Origin of the sequence: Luteibacter rhizovicinus (assembly GCF_004342265.1) — a bacterium.
In the GTDB taxonomy this organism is placed as follows: Bacteria; Pseudomonadota; Gammaproteobacteria; order Xanthomonadales; family Rhodanobacteraceae; genus Luteibacter; species Luteibacter rhizovicinus_B.
The window spans coordinates 338,172-356,026 of the sequence record NZ_SMCS01000005.1 but is presented as its reverse complement, the minus strand read 5'-3'; the positions used below and the strand labels follow the sequence as shown (position 1 = coordinate 356,026).

At 62.3% G+C, this 17,855-nt stretch carries 13 protein-coding genes; 4 read left to right on the top strand and 9 right to left on the bottom strand.

What is annotated here, in order from left to right:
- Window positions 1–103: 103 nt before the first annotated feature.
- The 6 genes from EC912_RS14320 to EC912_RS14295 form a co-directional block, all read right to left on the bottom strand.
- Window positions 104–1,006 carry a glyoxalase gene (locus tag EC912_RS14320; RefSeq protein ID WP_132145209.1) on the bottom strand — a complete coding sequence of 301 codons (903 nt, stop codon included), beginning with the start codon at window positions 1,004–1,006 and terminating at the stop codon, window positions 104–106.
- Window positions 1,007–1,040: 34 nt separating this feature from the next.
- The gene (locus EC912_RS14315) at window positions 1,041–2,654 is read right to left on the bottom strand and encodes an MFS transporter (RefSeq protein ID WP_207906852.1); all 1,614 of its coding nucleotides are present in this window, start codon (window positions 2,652–2,654) and stop codon (window positions 1,041–1,043) included.
- Window positions 2,651–3,100, bottom strand: coding sequence for a DoxX family protein (locus EC912_RS14310; protein WP_132145207.1), 450 nt, complete (start codon window positions 3,098–3,100; stop codon window positions 2,651–2,653). The genes EC912_RS14315 and EC912_RS14310 overlap by 4 nt, the downstream gene beginning before the upstream one ends.
- A complete protein-coding gene (locus EC912_RS14305) occupies window positions 3,100–4,992 on the bottom strand; it encodes an amidohydrolase (protein WP_132145205.1) in 1,893 nt (630 codons plus the stop codon). Before EC912_RS14305 ends, EC912_RS14310 begins: the two co-directional genes overlap by 1 nt.
- Window positions 4,993–5,100: 108 nt before the next feature.
- On the bottom strand, window positions 5,101–5,742 hold the full coding sequence (locus EC912_RS14300; RefSeq protein WP_132145203.1) for a hydrolase: 642 nt from the start codon (window positions 5,740–5,742) through the stop codon (window positions 5,101–5,103).
- A gap of 138 nt (window positions 5,743–5,880) precedes the next feature.
- Window positions 5,881–8,823 (bottom strand): sensor histidine kinase, encoded by a 2,943-nt coding sequence (locus EC912_RS14295; protein ID WP_207906851.1) that lies wholly within the window; start codon window positions 8,821–8,823, stop codon window positions 5,881–5,883.
- 328 nt (window positions 8,824–9,151) lie between these two features.
- On the opposite strand from EC912_RS14295, the gene EC912_RS14290 reads away from it, so the two are divergent.
- Window positions 9,152–11,833 carry a TonB-dependent receptor gene (locus EC912_RS14290; protein WP_243649288.1) on the top strand — a complete coding sequence of 894 codons (2,682 nt, stop codon included), beginning with the start codon at window positions 9,152–9,154 and terminating at the stop codon, window positions 11,831–11,833.
- A 32-nt stretch (window positions 11,834–11,865) separates the two neighbouring features.
- Window positions 11,866–12,864 (top strand): YncE family protein, encoded by a 999-nt coding sequence (locus EC912_RS14285; RefSeq protein WP_243649287.1) that lies wholly within the window; start codon window positions 11,866–11,868, stop codon window positions 12,862–12,864.
- A 98-nt stretch (window positions 12,865–12,962) separates the two neighbouring features.
- Here EC912_RS14285 and rsgA read toward each other — a convergent pair whose 3' ends face one another.
- The 3 genes from rsgA to EC912_RS14270 all read right to left on the bottom strand — a co-directional run bounded on the left by rsgA (window position 12,963) and on the right by EC912_RS14270 (window position 15,770).
- Window positions 12,963–14,018, bottom strand: a complete 1,056-nt coding sequence (rsgA, locus tag EC912_RS14280) for a ribosome small subunit-dependent GTPase A (protein WP_132145199.1) — start codon at window positions 14,016–14,018, stop codon at window positions 12,963–12,965.
- A gap of 307 nt (window positions 14,019–14,325) precedes the next feature.
- Window positions 14,326–14,796, bottom strand: coding sequence for a hypothetical protein (locus EC912_RS14275; protein WP_132145197.1), 471 nt, complete (start codon window positions 14,794–14,796; stop codon window positions 14,326–14,328).
- Window positions 14,797–14,855: 59 nt separating this feature from the next.
- Complete coding sequence (locus EC912_RS14270) at window positions 14,856–15,770, bottom strand: LysR family transcriptional regulator (RefSeq protein WP_207906850.1); 915 nt, start codon at window positions 15,768–15,770, stop codon at window positions 14,856–14,858.
- 144 nt (window positions 15,771–15,914) lie between these two features.
- On the opposite strand from EC912_RS14270, the gene EC912_RS14265 reads away from it, so the two are divergent.
- A complete protein-coding gene (locus EC912_RS14265) occupies window positions 15,915–16,454 on the top strand; it encodes a lipocalin-like domain-containing protein (RefSeq protein ID WP_132145195.1) in 540 nt (179 codons plus the stop codon).
- Between the two features lie 99 nt (window positions 16,455–16,553).
- On the top strand, window positions 16,554–17,837 hold the full coding sequence (locus tag EC912_RS14260; RefSeq protein WP_132145193.1) for a WD40/YVTN/BNR-like repeat-containing protein: 1,284 nt from the start codon (window positions 16,554–16,556) through the stop codon (window positions 17,835–17,837).
- Window positions 17,838–17,855 lie beyond the last annotated feature (18 nt).

The following is a 17,855-nucleotide window of genomic DNA, read 5'->3' as shown; positions in this document are numbered from 1 at the left end:
GGATGTGCTATCGATGGTGATGTCACGCGCCGCTTCCGTATTGCAGTTAAACCGCGTGCTTGAACGATTGTCGGACGATCGTCTCACTAAAGTCCGGACATGCTTACGGTGTGGTTGTCAGCGCATGCACTTCCGCGATGTATCCGCCGGGAAACTGCACGATGGCGGCATCGCGGCGATCGGCGGAATACGGCCCCGCCAGAACGCTCGCGCCCGCGGCGGAGGCACGCTTCAGCGTCTTCGCGACATCGTCGACCTGATAGCCGGTCATTTCATAACCGTACGGATACGGCAGATGACCGTCGGTCACCAGGACGACCATCTTGCCGAAATCCGATTCGATGCGAATGCGGCGGTACGTCGCATCCGGCCGTCCGATTTCGCTGCCAGGCGCCTTGGCCACGTCGCTGACCACGTGGCCATGCGAGAAGCCGATAAATCCTTTGACGAAAGCATTCGCCGCATCGGGCGAGACGTAGACGCGATTCTCGGGAACCGTTTTCAGCGGTTCGTAGGAAGGAATCGCGGTGTGCCAGTACAACTGCATCGTGACGCCGCCAGGCCAGCGGATCACCGCATCCCGTCCGATAGGATCGGGGAATGATGCCACGATGACTTCCGCGCCGTTTGCGCGCGCGGCCTCCACCGCCTGATCCATGTCCTTGACCAGGTAGCCCGTTCGTTCCAGTCCAAACGGATAAGGGACGGGAGTCCTGAAGCCAAAGATGGACAACGTCCCCGCCGGCGTGAAAAGCAGCTGCGTCGATGTGCTGCTTGGTGTCGGTGTCACCGTCGCCACCGACTGTTTGGTGGAGTGGCCGTCGAAGGTGGCGGCAAAGCTCGCCACGAAGGCGTCGACCTTATCGGGCGCAACGTAAACATGCGTGGTGTCGTACTGCGGACTGACTGCCACGGGCGGCGTCTGCGCCGCTGCCGCGAATGCCGACACCGAAAGCAACGCGATGACGAACGCACTGCGGCGAATAGTGGAGAAAGCTGCGTTCATGCTGACGCCTCGTTTCTGGGGTGGAGTGAATGATTCAGGATGGCTGGAAGGCGGCTTGTGTACGGTCGATCGCGAGCAAGTGCGTCACTTTGGGTGCGTCGCCCTTGTGGAAACGCGTGGCTTCGCGCTGAAGATCCGCGCCGGCGTTGGAGAACCGGTGGTGCTGCCGTAAATGCTCCGCCCACGATTCGACCATGAACCATTCCACGACGTGCTCCGGGTCCGCGGTGTCCTGGGTCAGGCCCCAGGCGTATGCGCCATCGCGACGACGTTCGTCGGACAGCCGGACCAGCGCAGCCACGAAAGCGGTCAGGTCCTCGCGGGCGATCGTGTATTCCACCTGGATAAGCACGGGGCCGCGATCGTTGGCGACCGGATCGATCAGTAACGGCTCGGGCCATTGATTGGACGAGGTGAGATCCACTTCGCTGGCGGGCAACGTCAACGCATAGGTCGCCAGCGCGGCCACGACCACGGCGGCGGCGCCAATCCATAGCGCGGAGGTCACGCCAATCGACTGGGCCAGCGCACCCCAGCCAAGACTGCCGGCGGCCATCGCGCCGTTGAACACCGTCAGATAGACGGCCAGACCGCGGCCACGGACCCAGTTGGGAAGGATCGACTGGGCGACGCCGTTCAGTGTCGTCAGTGCCGTGATCCAGGCCCCGCCCAGTCCAAGCAGCGCAACGATGGCGACCCACTTCGGTGGCCCGAGGGCCAGCACCAGCATGGCAAGAGCGGAAATGACCGACGCGGCGAGCAACAGGTGATCCGCGGTCAGACGCTGGCGGACCCGGGGCAAGAGGACCGCACCACCAATCGCACCGGCGCCGACCGCGCCCAGCAGTACGCCGTAAAAACTCGCCCCGCCATGCAGGACGTCGCGCGCGATCAACGGCAGCAGCGCCCAGACGCAACTGACGAAGAGGAAGAACACGGCGGCGCGAAGAAGAACGCGATGGAGTTCGCGACTGGCACGGGTGTACCGGATGCCTGCGCGGAATGCGCCCAGGAAATGTTCGGGCAAAGCGTTGTCGGCTTTCTTCGATCTGCGCCACCACAGCAGTGCGGCCGCGACGAGCAGATCGCTGCTGACGTCCGCACCGTAGGTAAATGCGGCACCGATACTCGCCAGTAGCACACCACCGGCCGCCGGGCCGATCGAACGCGCGATATTCACGCCAAGGGAATTCAGCCCCACCGCGTTCTTCAGATCCGATGGCGGCACCAGCTCGGGCACGATCGACTGCCACGTGGGTCCCACCAGCGCGGCGCATACGCCGCCAAGAAACGTGACGGTGACCAGTATCTGGATCGTAAGCAGGCCCTGATGCGACAGCACCATCAACGTGCCGCTCAGCACGGCCAGGCATAACTGCACAACCAGCAGGAAGCGGCGGCGATCGAGGATGTCGGAGAGTACGCCCGCGGGAATCGCCAGAAGGAAGACGGGCAGCGTTCCCGCCGCCTGGATCATCGCCACCGCCGCGGGACCGCCACCCAGATCGGTGACCAGCCACGAGCTGGCGACATCCCGCATGAAGCTGCCGGTGTTGCCGAGGATCGTGGCGATCCAGATGACCGCGAAGGTCATCTGCCGCAGGGGAGCAAAACTGCCTTGTGGCGGGACGGGGGTGGTCGAGCTCACGACGCTGCACTCCTTCGACGTGCGATGACGAACCGCGCATCGTCCAGCGCGACCCACAGGAAGCCGCCGACCAGCCCCAGGTGCTCGAAGAATCCGTTCGCGGCCATCATGTTGCCCGGGGGCGCCATCGTCCAGAACGGATTGGCCATGAAGTTAGCCGCGAAGGTAAAGGCCGCCAGTGCAAGCGCCCCCAGCCAGCGGCCTCGCCCGCTGAGGGTCATCAGGCTGGCCACCAGTTCGAATGCAATGACGGCAAGCGCGAACGGCAGAGGCGGACTCAGTCCGAAATGCGTCATTTCCGCCTGTGCGCTGGTCAGATCGAACAGTTTGCAGATCGCACCCTGCAAATACGCAGAGCACAGCAGGAGCCGTGCGATCCAGCGTGCGCCCCGTGCCAGACCATTGCGCGGCATCTGTACCGTTTCTCGCGTCGTCGCGGTCGTCATCAGATCGCCCAGCACGCGCAACCCAGCGCGCCCCAGAAACTCTTCAGGTCGGCGATGGGCAACTTGCTGGTCCAGGCGGTGGCGTGACCATGGCCGTGCACGCTGCAGGGATGATTGCAGCCGCACGACGCTGCCGCGGCGATTCGACGCTGCTGCGACTGGGGTGCTCCAGACGTCGCACCCCAGCCGGCGTATCCGCCAAAGCTACGGACCGGCGACCAGTCCGGCATCGCGGGAGGGAGCGGGTTCCTATCGGCGTCCGCGAAGGGACCGGCGCCGTAAACCACCTTGCCGCCCACCACGGTGAGGAGCGATGTCGTATCGGCGATATCGTCTTCCGCGCAGGCGAAGAAGTCGCGGTCCGGCACGATGAGGTCGGCCAGCTGCCCGACCTGTATCTGTCCTTTCTTACCGACCTCGTTGGAGAACCACGTCACCTTCTCGGTCCACATGCGCAGGGCCGTCTCGCGATCCAGACAGTTACGCTGCGGGTACATGCGCATGCCGCCGACCGTGCGACCCGTGATAAGCCACGAGAGCGACACCCATGGGTTATAGGACGCCACACGCGTGGCATCCGTTCCCGCCGAGACCTGCACGCCCGCGGCAAGCATGCGCGACACCGGCGGCGTCGCGGCGGCCGCACCCATGCCGTAGCGTTCGACGAAGTACTCGCCCTGATACGCCATGCGATGCTGCACGGCGATGCCACCGCCCAGTGCCGCGATGCGGTCGATGGATTCGTCGGAGATGGTCTCGGCGTGATCGAAGAACCAGTTCAGCCCTGCGAGCGGCATGTCCTGGTTGACCTTCTCGAAGACATCGAGCGCACGGCTGATCGTCTCGTCGTACGTCGCGTGCATGCGCCATGGCCATTTGTTTTCGACCAGAACGCGAACGACCTCTTCGAGATCCCCTTCCATCTCGGGGGCCATGTCGGGCCGTGGCTGGCGGAAGTCTTCGAAATCCGCCGCGGAGAAGACTAGCATCTCGCCTGCACCGTTGTGTCTGAAATAATCGTCGCCCTGTTTATACGTCGAGCTTGCCGTCCAGCGGAGAAAATCGTCCTTCTCCTGCTTCGGCTTCTGCGTAAACAGGTTATAGGCAAGTCGCACCGTCAGCTGTCCGGCTTCGGACAGCTCCTTGATCACCGCATAATCTTCCGGATAGTTCTGAAAGCCGCCACCCGCGTCGATGGCACCCACGATCCCCAGACGATTGAGCTCACGCATGAAATGGCGCGTCGAGTTGACCTGATATTCGTGAGGCAGCTTCGGACCCTTGGCGAGGGTCGCATAGAGAATCGACGCATTGGGTTTGGCCAACAGAAGACCCGTGGGGTTACCACTGGCGTCGCGAATGATTTCGCCGCCGGGTGGGTTGGGACTGTCGCGGTCGTATCCACAGACCCGCAACGCCGCTGCGTTGAGAAGCGCGCGGTCGTAAAGGTGCAGAATGAAAACCGGCGTATCCGGCGCAGCGGCATTAAGTTCTTCGATCGTCGGCAGACGCTTTTCGACGAACTGATGTTCGGTAAAACCACCCACCACGCGCACCCATTGCGGTGCCGGTGTAATAGCGACTTGCTGGCGTAGCATCGCCATCGCATCGGCAAGACTGCGGACGCCGTCCCAGCGCAGTTCCATGTTGAAGTTCAGTCCACCCCGGATGATGTGGACATGGTTGTCTATCAGGCCGGGAAGCACCCTCCTTCCGCGCAGGTCGATAATCCGCGTGGCAGGCCCGGCAAGCGCCAGCACGTCGTGATCGCTGCCGACGTGACTGAAGCGGCCATCGGTGATCGCTACCGCACTGGCGGTCGGGTTCGCACGGTCCAGCGTGGTGACGAGCCCACGCTGGAGGATCAGGTCGGGATACGGGGACGAACTCATACAAGGCTCCGGAACGTGACGTCAGGCGCTGCGCTGGCGACCAATACGGCATCGAGCTGGCTACGCGGATAGCCAGCTCGACATGGCGTGGACATGCTCCGTGGCGACTCAACCGCCCTCGGACGCGTGCTCGCCAAGCGCCCACTTGGAGAAGCGCACCTGGATGCCGTACGGGCTGAGCGCCTTCAGGATGTCCATCACGCCGTCGTAGGTTTCCGAGCGCGCCCAGTCCTGCTGAAGTTCGAACATGAACTGCAACGAGGTCAGCGGAACCGCACCGGCCTGGATCATGCGCTGCATGGCGCGCTCGTGCGCCTCGTGGCTGGTGTCGCCGCAGGCATCGGCGGCGATCAATACCTCGTAGCCTTCTTCAAGCAGGTTGAGTGCCGGGAAGTTCACGCAAGCACCCGTCCACAGCCCGGCGAGAATCAGCCGCTTGCGTCCGGTTGCCCGGATCGCGTCGCGAAACTCTTCGTTCAACCAGGAGTTGATCGAGGTGCGATCGATGACCTTGTGGTCGGGAAAGACATCGTCCGTGATCTCCGGCATGAACGGTCCGGAAAAACTGTCTTTCGCGACGGTCGTGATAACGGTTGGCACGTTGAACAGCTTCGCGGCGCGTGCGAGCACCTGGACATTGTCCACGATGACCTTACGGTCATGGCTCTGCACTCCCTGGAACATGGCGGGCTGGAAATCGATCAGGACCAACGCACAATCGTCGGGCGTAACAAGTTTCTGGAATGACATCGGGTATCTCCGGTGGGCCGCTTCGCGGGTGAGCGCGTGATGCGTTGGAGCACCAGACTAGGACCTTGAAAAATCGCTATCTTGAAGATTCGTACCGGGATGACGAAGCTTCCACGCATCGCATGGCATGGCTCGTGACTAGCGGCGCAGCCATGACCAGCGACGACGACGGTAAGCACGGCGTCCAGGCAGGGTGACCTCGGCCGCGGTACCGCCTTCGGACAGACGACGAAGGGTAAGCGTGCCGCCGATGCGCTCCGCTCGCTCGCGCATTCCGGGGATGCCCCAGTGTCCCGGTCGTCCAAGGGCATGTGCCACGTCGTCGTCCACGCCGATACCGTTGTCGTATACGCCGATCGTCAATATGCCCGGCGTGAACCTGGCGCGTATAACGATGCTGGTCGCGCGTGCGTGGCGTTTCGCGTTCGACACCATTTCGCGGGTGATCGCCTGCAGTTCCAGCGCCGCTTCCAGGGCGAGTTCCACTTCTTTGCCCTCGATCTGGACAGGCGTGCTCGACGCAGCGTTCTTCAATACATCGGCAAGCGAATAGGAGGTGCGTCCGGCTTCTTCTGCGTCCGGTGCTTCGATACGGAGGTAACGGACCTTATCCCTTCCTTCGACGATGGCTGCCTGAGTAGCGTCGGCGGCGGCACTCAGTGCCTTGCGGACATCGGGCTCGCTTACCCGCGCGGCGGCGCTCTCTATATGCAGAAGAAGCGCCTGCATGCTTTGCAGGAGGGTATCGTGCAGGTCGCGCGCGATGCATTCGCGTTCGCTCAGACGCGCACGAAGCTGCGCGGTAACGTAAGCGAGCCTGCGCATATAGGCCAGCCATACCAGAGCCAGTACGGCGAATGCGCAAAGGGCCTTGAACCAGCCTGTCTGAAGGAACGTCGGCAGGATGCCGAACGAGAGTGTTGCAGCGCTCTTCGACCACACGCCGTCCTCGTTCGCGGCGATCGCCTCGAACCGGTAGTTGCCGGGCCCGAGGTTGGCGTAATGCGCCTCGCGACGGGTACCGGCGTCCACCCAGTCCTTATCCACGCCAACCAGCCGGTAGCGGAATCGTGCGCGTGCGGGGATCGTAAGTGTCGGCGCCGTAAAGGCCACGTCCACGTTCGTTGTACCGCTGGCTAGTTGGCGCGCTGAATCGTGCGGATCGACCGGCGTCCGGTTAAGGCTTTCGATGGCGACGACCGGGGCGACCGGATTCCGGGAAATAGTCAGGGGATCCACCCAGGACACGCCGAGACCTGTCGCGATCCACAGCCTGCCGTCCGAACCTTCGACAAGCGTCGGGCCGGGGCGTAGCGAATCGGTGGGACCGAGCAGGCCGTCTTCCTGATCGAATTTTTCGAAGGCGACACGATGGCCGGGATCGACCTTTGCCTTCGCGATTTCGCTCGCGGTCACGCGATAAAGACCGTCGATCGAGTTCAGCCAGAGGTCGCCGTTGGCAAGTTCCACGATGCCCGAAACATTGACGAACTTTTCGTCGCCCGTGCCGACGATCGCCATGGCCTTGTCCCCGACAAGGAGATTCAGCCCCTGGTCTCCGCTCAACCAGAGACGGTCCGCGCGGCTATACATTCCCAGCGTGCTACCTATGCTCAGTCCATTGTCCGGCCCGTAGAGCCGGGCCGCCTCGCCCTGGATGCGTGCAACGGAGTTGTCGCGGTATCCCCACCACATCGTTCCGTCCGCGGCGGTCAGCATGCGGGTGGGATAGCCTTTCGGGACACCCCAGATGCCCACGGCATCGGTCCACCGGCCATCCTTCAGTCGATGGAATCCCTGCCCCGCCAGCCAGATCGATCCGTCGGGGCTTTCGGTGAGCCCCTGGAACCGAAGACCCGCGTCGGCGAGTTCCGGCGGCAAGGCCACTGTCGAGGTGACGCCGTCGCGGTTGGCACGCAGCCCGGCGTTTCCCGCCAGGTAGACGGTACCGTCGCGTCCGCTGGCGGCGGCGGAGACGAAGGTACCCATGTCGGGTCTCGACACGATTCCCTCGTTCAACAGCAACGGATTCTGCGTCGTGCTGCCTATCCATAGCCCGCCTTTCGGGTCGGGGACAATGGCGGGAGCATAGAGTGGCTGGGGAGGTACGACAGGTGTCAGTTTGGTTCGACGGAACTGATCCAGTCCGGTGACCGTCGCGATCCATATATTGCCTTCGCGATCGCGGAACGCGGTCAACGCCTGCGCCCCGCTGAGGCCGTCTTTCCCTGTGAATCGCTCCGTCGTCGCGGGGGGCTTGCCGGGCACATCCCCGGCTTGCCAGCGCAACCGCACCAGACCGCTGGTCGTCGGAATCCAGAAAGCGCCGGAGGCGTCGCGGACTTCGTCGCCGGACAGATCGTCCGGCCTCCAGCTCGCGCCCGCGATTCCCACCATATCGGCGCGCGCGTCGTCCTTGCCTGCAAGGACGAACGAGGTCGCGCCGGGACGAAGCTGAAACGCACCCTCCCGGGCAATGGCCCACAGCGTTCCGCTGACGCCGAGAAACAGTTGTTCGATCGAGTGTCCGGTGAAACCCGCCTTGTCGCGGATGGTTTCCCATTTACCGTCGACGAAACGAGTGAGGGCATTCGGCGTTGCGCTCCAGAGCACGCCGTCGGGCGTACGCACGAACGGAAAAATGGTGCCCCTGGGCAGGCCGTTGTCTTTGTATACGGTGATCTCGCCATCGTGGACGAGCGTCACCGCGCCGTACCGGTCGCCGATCCACAGGTCGCCATTGGGCTCGGCCCGCAGCGTCATAACCTGCCGGTAAGGAAGGAGCCGGTTGAGGCTGCGATCGAAATGGACGCCATCGAAGCGGGCCAGCCCGGTCGGGCCGCCGAGCCACAGATAGCCATCCCGATCCTGAGCCATGGCCCAGGTATCCGGCGGCACCCCGTCCCGTGCGGATAGTGCCGTGTGGTGCATCTGCCCAAGGGGGACGAATGCCTCGTCGTGTGTAACCGCGTGCGTCGACGTCGCGATCGCGAGCAGCAGGAAAGCGAGCATCGTCATGGCATACGGGAACGACGGTCCCGGCGCATGGCGCCATCGGGTTCGTAAAACGGCTTTCCACATGACGCACATCCCAATAGTCATTCTCGATAGATCCACGCCGCGCCTGCGTCGAAGGCGATCACGATATCGAATGTGCTCTGTATTTGCTTGAATCTTTCCGCCCTCGCCTTCGAGCCGGAAGCGAGGCAATGGCATCGATTCCGCGAGCTCCGGTTGCCGGACAAGTCATGGCCCGAACGAGACGGGTAATCGCATTCAACTCAGCATTAGCTAAGCGCCCGGTCATGGGAAGGTCACGGCCGCCCCCTAAGTTCAATGCGCTACCTCATTCATATCGGGCGCATTTTCTTGCGCTTATCGACTTTATTCCCTATCGAGGCAATAGCTAGTGCAATCATCGAAACTACGTCATGCATTGCTACGCGGCATTCATTGCACCGCACTGGTGAGCCTGGGCTCATTCTGTCTGCCGGGCCTGGTTCTGGCGAACAGCCCCTCTCCGCCGGGCGATCACACGGCCAGGAGCGCGACGGATGCTCCCGGCGACGCCGCAAATACTTCGCCCGACGCCGACGACAAAGTCCGGGATCGCGCGAAAAAGGACGTGAAAGACCTGCAGGGCGTGCACGTTGTCGCACCGCGTACCACTGGAGAAATGGCACGAAAGACTCAGGAAAACGCACCTAACCTGATCAACATACGTACCGGCGACGAAATCCGTGCGTTGCCCGATGTCAACGCGGCCGAAGCGGTTCGCCGTATTCCCGGCGTCTCGCTTGAAACCGACGAGGGCGAAGGTCGCTACGTCAATATTCGCGGATTCGATGCCGATCTGAACAGCACGACCTATGCCGGCGTGCGCTTATTGCCGACGAACAATGCATCGCCCTTTGGCGGCTATCGTGGCGTGGCGCTGGATTCCATTCCCACGGGATTTATCGGTGCGGTCGCCGTGACCAAGTCGAACCTGCCGCGCCAGGATGCCGAGGCGTTGGGCGGGACGATCGAGGTCTTGCCGAAGACGGCACCCGACGAACAGGGGCCGTTTCTCGAAGGCGATGTAGGCGGCGGCTATGAAAAATTGCGCGGCACGTCGGTCACCAATTATTCGCTCGCCGGTGGCGGACGGTTTGGTCCGTTCTCCATCGTTCTGACGGCATCCAGCCACGTCGATTCGCGCGGTATCGACGATGTCGAGCCCGCTTACTTCAACGACGGCGCGCATCCCTATCGGGCGGTCAACGACATCGAGCAGCGCGACTATGAGCTGCATCGCCGCCGGCATGGTTACGCCATGGACCTGGGCTATCAGCTGGACGACGACAATCAGTGGTACTTCCGTGCCTTCGAAGCGGGCTATACGGAGGAATACAAGCGTCAGTACATGGATGTGATTCCCGACGGCAATACCACCACGCAGGCCAACGGAGCGCTGCAGGACACCCTGACTTTTCCCGGCGCCATCACCAAGTCGCTGCGCGACGAAAAGGAAACCTCCCGGGAGCGTTTCTATATGCTTGGCGGCAAGAATACGCTTGGCGATACGACAATCGACTATCACGTCGCCTACGTCGAAGGTACGTATAAGAAACCGTACGACTACAACTCCACCTTTACGTACAACTCGCCGTCGATGTCGGCCGGGCAGATTTCCTATAGCCCGACCGGACCCGGGCGCGTGCCTCTGTACACGATCACGGGTGCGCCGGGCTATCTGGACCCCGCGAACTACACGCTGAGCGCGATCAACAACAGCACCGCCAGCAATTTCGACCGCGAGCTGTCGTATGCGGCCAACTCGAAGACATCGGTCAGCTGGGGCAACCTGACCGACGAGTCGCTCAACTTCGGTGTGAGCATCCGCCAGCGGCACAAGCAAACGACATCGCAGCCTTATGCCGTCGACACGACATCGCTTCCCCTGACCGCCGTCTCCGGTGGCGTCAACGAAACGTATTACGACGGCAACTACCAGAACGGCGTCGACATTGTTCCGGGAGCCCTTCAGCAGATTTTCGGTTACGGCACGATCGGGCCTGGCGAAGTGCTGAGCAGTCAGAAGCAGTACCTCGACGCGCATGAGGACATCTACGCCGGTTACGGCGAGTACACGGCAACCTACGGCAATCTGGGCATTCTGGGTGGCGTGCGCTATGAGCAGACCCGGGATCGCAGCAACGCGTTCTCGGCGGGAGTGGATGCGAATGGCAATTCCTTCGCCACGCCGCTCAGCAATAAACACAGCTATCACGACTTCTTCCCCAGCCTGCAGTTTCGTTACGAGCTCGCACCGGACACGATCCTGCGTGCCGCGTACTCCTCCACCATCGGCCGCCCTGGTTTCAATCAGGCCAATCCCGCACTCAACGTGGACCTCGGATCGGGCATTGTCACCACCGGCAATCCGCAGCTGAAGCCAGCAAAGGCCAACAGCTTCGACCTGAGCATCGAGCGCTATCTGCCGGGTGGCGGTATTGTTTCCGCGGGAATTTTCGACAAGGAAATTTCCGATTACATCGTTCCGATCCAGACCACGCAGACGTTCGATAACAGTCTCTTCCCCGGCAACTCCCAGCCGCTGCGCGTCTTTACCTATAAGAACATAGGTTCTTCCTATGCGCGCGGCATGGAACTGAACTGGAGCCAGCAGTTCCAGCACCTTCCGGGCTGGCTTGACGGCCTCGGTGCGGCAGCCAACTACACCTGGGTCGACTCACGTATCGAAATCCGGCCCGGCGAGTACTCGTTGCTGCCGTCGACGTCGAAGAACACGTGGAATGCATCGGTGTTCTACAAGCGCGCAGGCTTCATGCTCAACCTTGCCGCCTACTCCGCCTCCGCCGACCTGTTCAGCGTCGGCACCGACCGCACGAGCGACGTCTACAACGCGACGCGCACGTCGATGGACTTCAGCGCCAGTTATCAGTTTCCCGAAAGCTGGACGATCTATCTTTACGTGAAGAACCTGCTCGACACGCCACATACGTTCTATCAGGGCACGACGGATCGCCCCATCCAGCGCGAATTCTACGGACTGACCTATCTGGCGGGTGTGCGCTTCCAGTTCTGATCGCCCCCATTGCAACATTCAAGGACAACTCGATGAAGACTATTGCACGGACTATCGCACTCACCGTTTTTCTTGGCGCTCCCTTATGCGCGGCCGCGGCCACCTCGCAGACTTATCAGGTCACGCAACGGTATGCGCTGGGCGGATTGGGCAGCTGGGACTATCTGACGCTGGATCCCTCGACGCACAACCTTTTCATCGCGCGCGACGACCGTCTCACGGTGGTCGACACGAGCAATGGAAAGATCGTGGGTGAGATTCCCGGCATGGAGCACGCGCACGGCGTGGCGGTTATTCCGAAGCCGCATCGGGCCTATGCCACCAGCGGCCATGGCAACTTTGTCAGCGTGATCGATCTGGATACGCTCAAGGTGACCGGCAAGATCGCCGTTAACGGCAAGAACCCGGACGCCATCATCTACGACAGCGCGTCGCGCCACGTTCTGACGATGAATGGCGACAGCAACTCGATCAGCGTGATCGATCCGGATAGCGGCAAAGAGCTGAAGACGATCGCGCTCGAGGGAAATCCCGAGTTCGCGGCGAGCGATGGCGCCGGCAACGTCTACGTCAATCTGGAAGACAAAGGCGAGCTGGCACACATCGACATCAACGCCGGCGTAGTCAAGCACAACTGGTCGCTGGCCCCTTGCGAAGGGCCCACCGGCCTTGCCTTGGACAGCGCGCACAAGCGTCTGTTCTCGGTATGCGCGAACGGCTGGCTCATCGTGACCGATGCGAACGATGGCCATCAGGTCGCGAAGATCCAGGTAGGCAAGAAGCCCGATGCCGTCGCTTACGACACGCAGACACAGACCATCTTCAGCCCGGGTCGCGAAGGCGTCCTGAATGTCATCCATCAGGACGACGCGGACCATTACACCCCGGTCGCGACCGTCCCCACCATGAAGTACGCGCGCACGCTGGCGCTGGATCCGGCCTCGCACAACCTGTATCTCGTCGGGGCAAAAAATGCGGAACGTGGCCAGCCGGTAAGCGGCTTTACGATGTTGGTCGTAGGCGCGCACTAATTCCCCGCATCATCGATAAATCGATGCTGTAAGGAAGGTTGCTCGCGTCGTCACCGTGGGGTGACGACGCGAATGACTGGCCGCCCCATAACGTCCGGTCAGTAATCGCGCCCCTTCTTCTCGCGTTGCGCTCTTTGCACGTCCCGGCTCAGTTTCCCGAACTGACGGTTCCGATCGTGACGTTCCTTCAGCGTGTTTGATGCATGCGTCGATTCGCGTAACAGCTTTCTGTAGTTGACGAGCCGACGGGCATCCAGCTGACCTTCGGCAATCGCCTGCTCGACGGCGCAACCGGCATTGCCTTCGTGGCTGCAATCGCCGAACCGGCACCGTGCCGCGAATGCGGCGATGTCGTCGAATACGGTGTTCATCCCGGTTTCGACGGCACCGACACGCAGTTCGCGCATACCCGGCGTATCGATCACCCATGCTCCCGACGGCAACGCAAACATTTCGCGTGAGGTGGTGGTATGCCTGCCCCTGGCATCGTCCTCGCGGATGCCGCCAGTTGTCTGTGTGTCGTCGCCGGCCAGCGTATTGGCCAGTGTCGACTTGCCCACGCCGGACGAACCGACGAAGGCTACCGTTTGTCCGTGTTCCAGCCATCGGGCCAGTTGCCCGACGGATACCGTCGAGGTGGCGTCGATTGCCACGATGGCGACGTCGGCCGCTATCGTGCGTGCGGCGTCGATGTAGCCGTCGACATCCGCGCACAGGTCGGACTTGGTCAGCACGATGACCGGTTCGACACCCGACTCGAAGGCGACCGAAAGATAGCGCTCCAGCCGCGACAGACTGAAGTCGTCGTTGCACGATGTGACGACGAACAAGGTGTCGAGGTTGGCGGCGATCGTCTGCGTGCCCTGCCCGGTGCCAGCGGCGATGCGCGCGATCAACGAGTGCCGCTCGATCATGCGCAGCACCCGCGCGGCGTCCATTTCGAGCAGTACCCAGTCGCCAACGGTAACGGCGGATTCAAGGTTGTGGGAAAGAACGACCGTGGCCACGCCACGGCTGGACAGCACGGACAAGCCATTGCGATGCACGCCAACGACACGGGCGGGATAACCCGCCTCGAAATCCTCTAGCGTCAGATGCTGGGCAAAACCCGGCCGCCAGCCGAGCTGGTGGAGCGAGAAAGTCTGAAACGACATGCGTGGAACCCCAATGAATAGCGAAGCGCAGCGACCGCCCTTGCGGGAGGTCGAACGAAAGCCGGGGTCAACACGCGAAACGAATGGGGATGTGCCGGAAAGCGGCCATCCGGACGAGCGGAATTAGCGCAACGTCGACCCGGCGAGGATGTGACAATCAACAATCATGATTTTCTATACCTCGCTGTGGTTGGATGGACGGGATGCGCAGAATAGTGCCGCGCATCGCGGTGTGCAAGTCCGGAATGACGAATGTCGATGTGTGCCGCGTAGTTTTTCCGTCGGGAACCGACCGGTCACGGAACCGTCAGTTCTGACGGATGGAGTGATTTTCCGATGCGGCCGCGGGCCGGGCGAAGTAGTCGCGCGTTTTGCGCCCGAACATCACGAACCCGAGGTAGGCAAGAAACCCGATGCCCATCGCGACGTTCGCGATCTGCGCGCCCGCTTTCTCGGCCGCGCCATTGAGCGGAAACAACGGTGTGGGATCGGGCGTGAGGAGTGCCTCGAAGCCCACGACGCAGAACATCACCGCGAAACAGACGGTCACGACTCGTCCCCATGAGGGACGCTTGAAAATGGCATACAGCGTCAAGGCGGACAGAACGATCTCGACGATAAGCCTGAGCCACCTTCCCGCGTACCCAAGCACGGAAATTTCACCGGTGCTGACCATCTCGAGCCTGCCGGCGATATGCACAGCTCCCGAAATCGAAAACAGCAGTACCAGGCCGCTGATAACCAGCGTAAACAGAATAATTACCGGCTTCCCGCGCATGTGCTCCCCTTGTTGGCGTCCGTGTTGTCGTCGCGAATCTACCGCATCGGGTCGGCTTGCTAAAGCGCCACGGGCCGGTCGTGCGATCCCAGCGGCAGCCGTTCGGCCATTTCCGCCTGCAGGAAATCGATAAACCGGCGAACGCGCGCCGGCTGAAATGTATTGGGGTGGTATAGCGCGTGGATCGGTGCGGGCGCGAACCATTCGTCCGCGTGTACGAGTTCCAGGCGCCCTTCGCGTACATCCTTCGTCACGGCCCATAGCTGCCGGTATGCGAATCCCCTGCCCTGGATCGCCCATAGCCGGATGACTTCGCTGTCCGAGCACTCGTGATAGCGCCTTACCCGCACCGTCGTTTCGCCGAGGCGCCATTCGTTGCGCGGTCCGGCGCTGGTCGTCAGCACCAGCGCCGGAAGATCGGCCAGGTCTTCGGGACGCGATGGCATGCCGTGCGCCGCGATAAAGGCCGGCGCCGCGCAGACGACACGCCAGCTGTTCGCCAGGTGGCGGGCAATGAGATGACTGTCCTCGAGGGGGCCGACTCTTATGGCGACATCGACATCGTCGGGGACGAACCGCGATAGCGAGTCCGATAGCGTCAGGACAATACGGACGTCGGGATGGACGCCCATGAATCCATCGAGGATATCGATCAGCAGATTGCGCCCCAGATCGGATGGCGCGGAGATGCGCAGCGTGCCGCTGACGCCATCGGTACCGCTGCGAACGGCGCGCTCGGCTTCCTGCATGGTGTCGATGACGATCCGGCAATAGCCGATATAGGTCCGGCCTTCGTCGGTCGGACGCAGTTGCCGCGTCGTTCTTTCGAACAGCCGCGCGCCCAGCGCGGCTTCGATGCGTTGTACGCATGCGCTGGCGGCTGCGGGCGACAGGCCATTGCGGCGACCTGCCGCGGACAGGCTGCCGAGGTCGGCTGCATCGACGAGAAGCTGCATGTCGCTCAGACGATTCAATGCTGCCGGTCCCTGATGCGGAAGGCCGCGGGCATCGCATCATCTTCAAATAGGATTTGAAGGTCAATACAGATCGAGGCCAATTATCAAATCCACGTGCCGGCGCCACGATGCCTCACGCCCTCCCTCACCCAAGGTGATCCCATGCAGCGCTTCAAGACTTCCCTGCTCGTTTCCATTCTGGCGCTGGCCTCCGCATCGCCAATAGCCATGGCGGCCTCGGGCAGCGATGCCGCCGGCGGTCACATGCCGGTACCGAAAGACCTTGTCGGCGCCTGGACCCTCGTTCGCTGCGACAACGTGTATCCCGACGGGCATCGTGTCGAACTCTACGGTCCGAACCCCGAGGGGCTCTGGCTGATCGACGCCGACGGCGACTACATGATGCATATCGTCCGGGCGAAGCGGACAGCGTTCGCGGCGAACGACAAGTCCAAAGGCACGCCCGACGAATATCGCGCGGCATCGATGGACAGCAACTCCCACTACGGCCATGTGAGTGTCGAGGGGATGGTGATGCGTACCCACATACAGCGGGCGTCGTTTCCGAACTGGGATGGAAAGGGTGGCGATACGACCTATACGCTCAAAGGGGACGAACTGACGTACACCGTGGCCAAGCCATCGAGCGGTGCCGCCGAAGGCGCGCATGGCGAGGTCGTCTGGCGGCGGGTGCATTCGTAACGCCGATTGTCGGTCGTCGACCCGGAGTCCGGGCCGGCGACTGCCAGTGACGGCTGGACCGTTATAGGATGCGAGCCTGTATTCAGGCTCCCATTCATCATGACGATTCGTTGGCTCAGTTCGATGTTGTGCGGTTTGACGCTATGCGCCTGTTCCGCGCAAGCCCCATCGCCAAAGGTAGACTCGACTCCGGCCGCGGCCACGACGGCGGCGCAGGCAGCCTATCCTCGCTGCCCGTCTTCCGGCGGAGGCGGCAAATGCATCGATCTGTCCGATGGACTCAATCCGTATGAGTTCACCGCGAGAGATTACAAAGCACTTGCCGTGCCGCTTCAATCGCAGGGTCACGCCGCGACCGCGTTCGGACTGCCCGGCGCCGATACGTTTCTCAACGACATCGCCGTGAGCCCGTCCGGCCGCGTCTTTGCCGTCGGCGGCCCGGGCTTGCAGGTGGCCTCGAGCGATGGAGATTCCGGCAACTGGCATATCGCCACGCATATGCCGTACGCCAATACGTTGAACGGCATCGTGTTCCGCGATGCGGACCGGGCATTTACCGTTGGCGACTCCGCCGCGATATTGAGGACACTGGATGCAGGCTCGCACTGGGAAGCCTTCAACGCGACCTTCCCCAGCTACAAGGATCCCCAGTACAAAGCGTTACGCCTTGGCGGCGACGACCGGGGTAAAGCCTATGCCGTCGCATTCGCCGATGCCGACCATGGTGTCGTCGTCGGTCAGTCGGGCGTTCGGGACACCGTCGAAGCGGGCATCCTGCGCACCAGCGATGGCGGCCAGCATTGGGAGCGCGTCGCGCTGCCCAACGCGCCCGAGAACGTTGCCTTGCAGCAGGTGACCTTCGCGAATGCGAAAAAGGGATGGGCCATCGGCAGCCTCGGGACGGTCCTGCGTACCGACGATGCCGGTGCCGGATGGACCGTCGTCCCCCTCGGCGGCACCGATGTCCATCTTATGGGACTGAGCTTCAGCGGTCCCGATCACGGCTGCATCGCTGGCGGCTACAAGGTGTGGTGCACGTGGGACGGTGGCCAGCAGTGGCAGCCGGCGACCGTCGACGTACCGAAAAAGCTCGACGAAAACGAAGCCCTAGCCATCACGCGCTTGCGCATGCGCGACGCCGAACACGGCTGGTTCATCACGCGTGACGGCCTGATTTTCGCCAGCGAGGACGGCGGCCGGCACTGGAAGCTATGGATGAATGTCGTCGAGGCTTCGCACGGCAAGCTGGAGGGAGTCGAACTCTGGGGGCTGACGATGGGACGCGATCGCGTATGGGTCGTTGGCATCGGCAGTTTCGCGGCGCCCACGGAAGGGAAAGCATCGCTCAGCAGTTCGCCGCTTATTGTTTCCTGGCCTTGGTGAGCGGATCGATAGCCGGAT

Bases quoted from the DNA above. Each gene is read 5' to 3' on its own strand.
- EC912_RS14320 (WP_132145209.1), bottom strand. From the start codon at position 1,006: ATGAACGCAGCTTTCTCCACTATTCGCCGCAGTGCGTTCGTCATCGCG.
- EC912_RS14310 (WP_132145207.1), bottom strand. From the start codon at position 3,100: ATGACGACCGCGACGACGCGAGAAACGGTACAGATGCCGCGCAATGGT.
- EC912_RS14305 (WP_132145205.1), bottom strand. From the start codon at position 4,992: ATGAGTTCGTCCCCGTATCCCGACCTGATCCTCCAGCGTGGGCTCGTC.
- EC912_RS14300 (WP_132145203.1), bottom strand. From the start codon at position 5,742: ATGTCATTCCAGAAACTTGTTACGCCCGACGATTGTGCGTTGGTCCTG.
- EC912_RS14295 (WP_207906851.1), bottom strand. From the start codon at position 8,823: ATGTGGAAAGCCGTTTTACGAACCCGATGGCGCCATGCGCCGGGACCG.
- EC912_RS14285 (WP_243649287.1), top strand. From the start codon at position 11,866: ATGAAGACTATTGCACGGACTATCGCACTCACCGTTTTTCTTGGCGCT.
- rsgA (WP_132145199.1), bottom strand. From the start codon at position 14,018: ATGTCGTTTCAGACTTTCTCGCTCCACCAGCTCGGCTGGCGGCCGGGT.
- EC912_RS14275 (WP_132145197.1), bottom strand. From the start codon at position 14,796: ATGCGCGGGAAGCCGGTAATTATTCTGTTTACGCTGGTTATCAGCGGC.
- EC912_RS14265 (WP_132145195.1), top strand. From the start codon at position 15,915: ATGCAGCGCTTCAAGACTTCCCTGCTCGTTTCCATTCTGGCGCTGGCC.
- EC912_RS14260 (WP_132145193.1), top strand. From the start codon at position 16,554: ATGACGATTCGTTGGCTCAGTTCGATGTTGTGCGGTTTGACGCTATGC.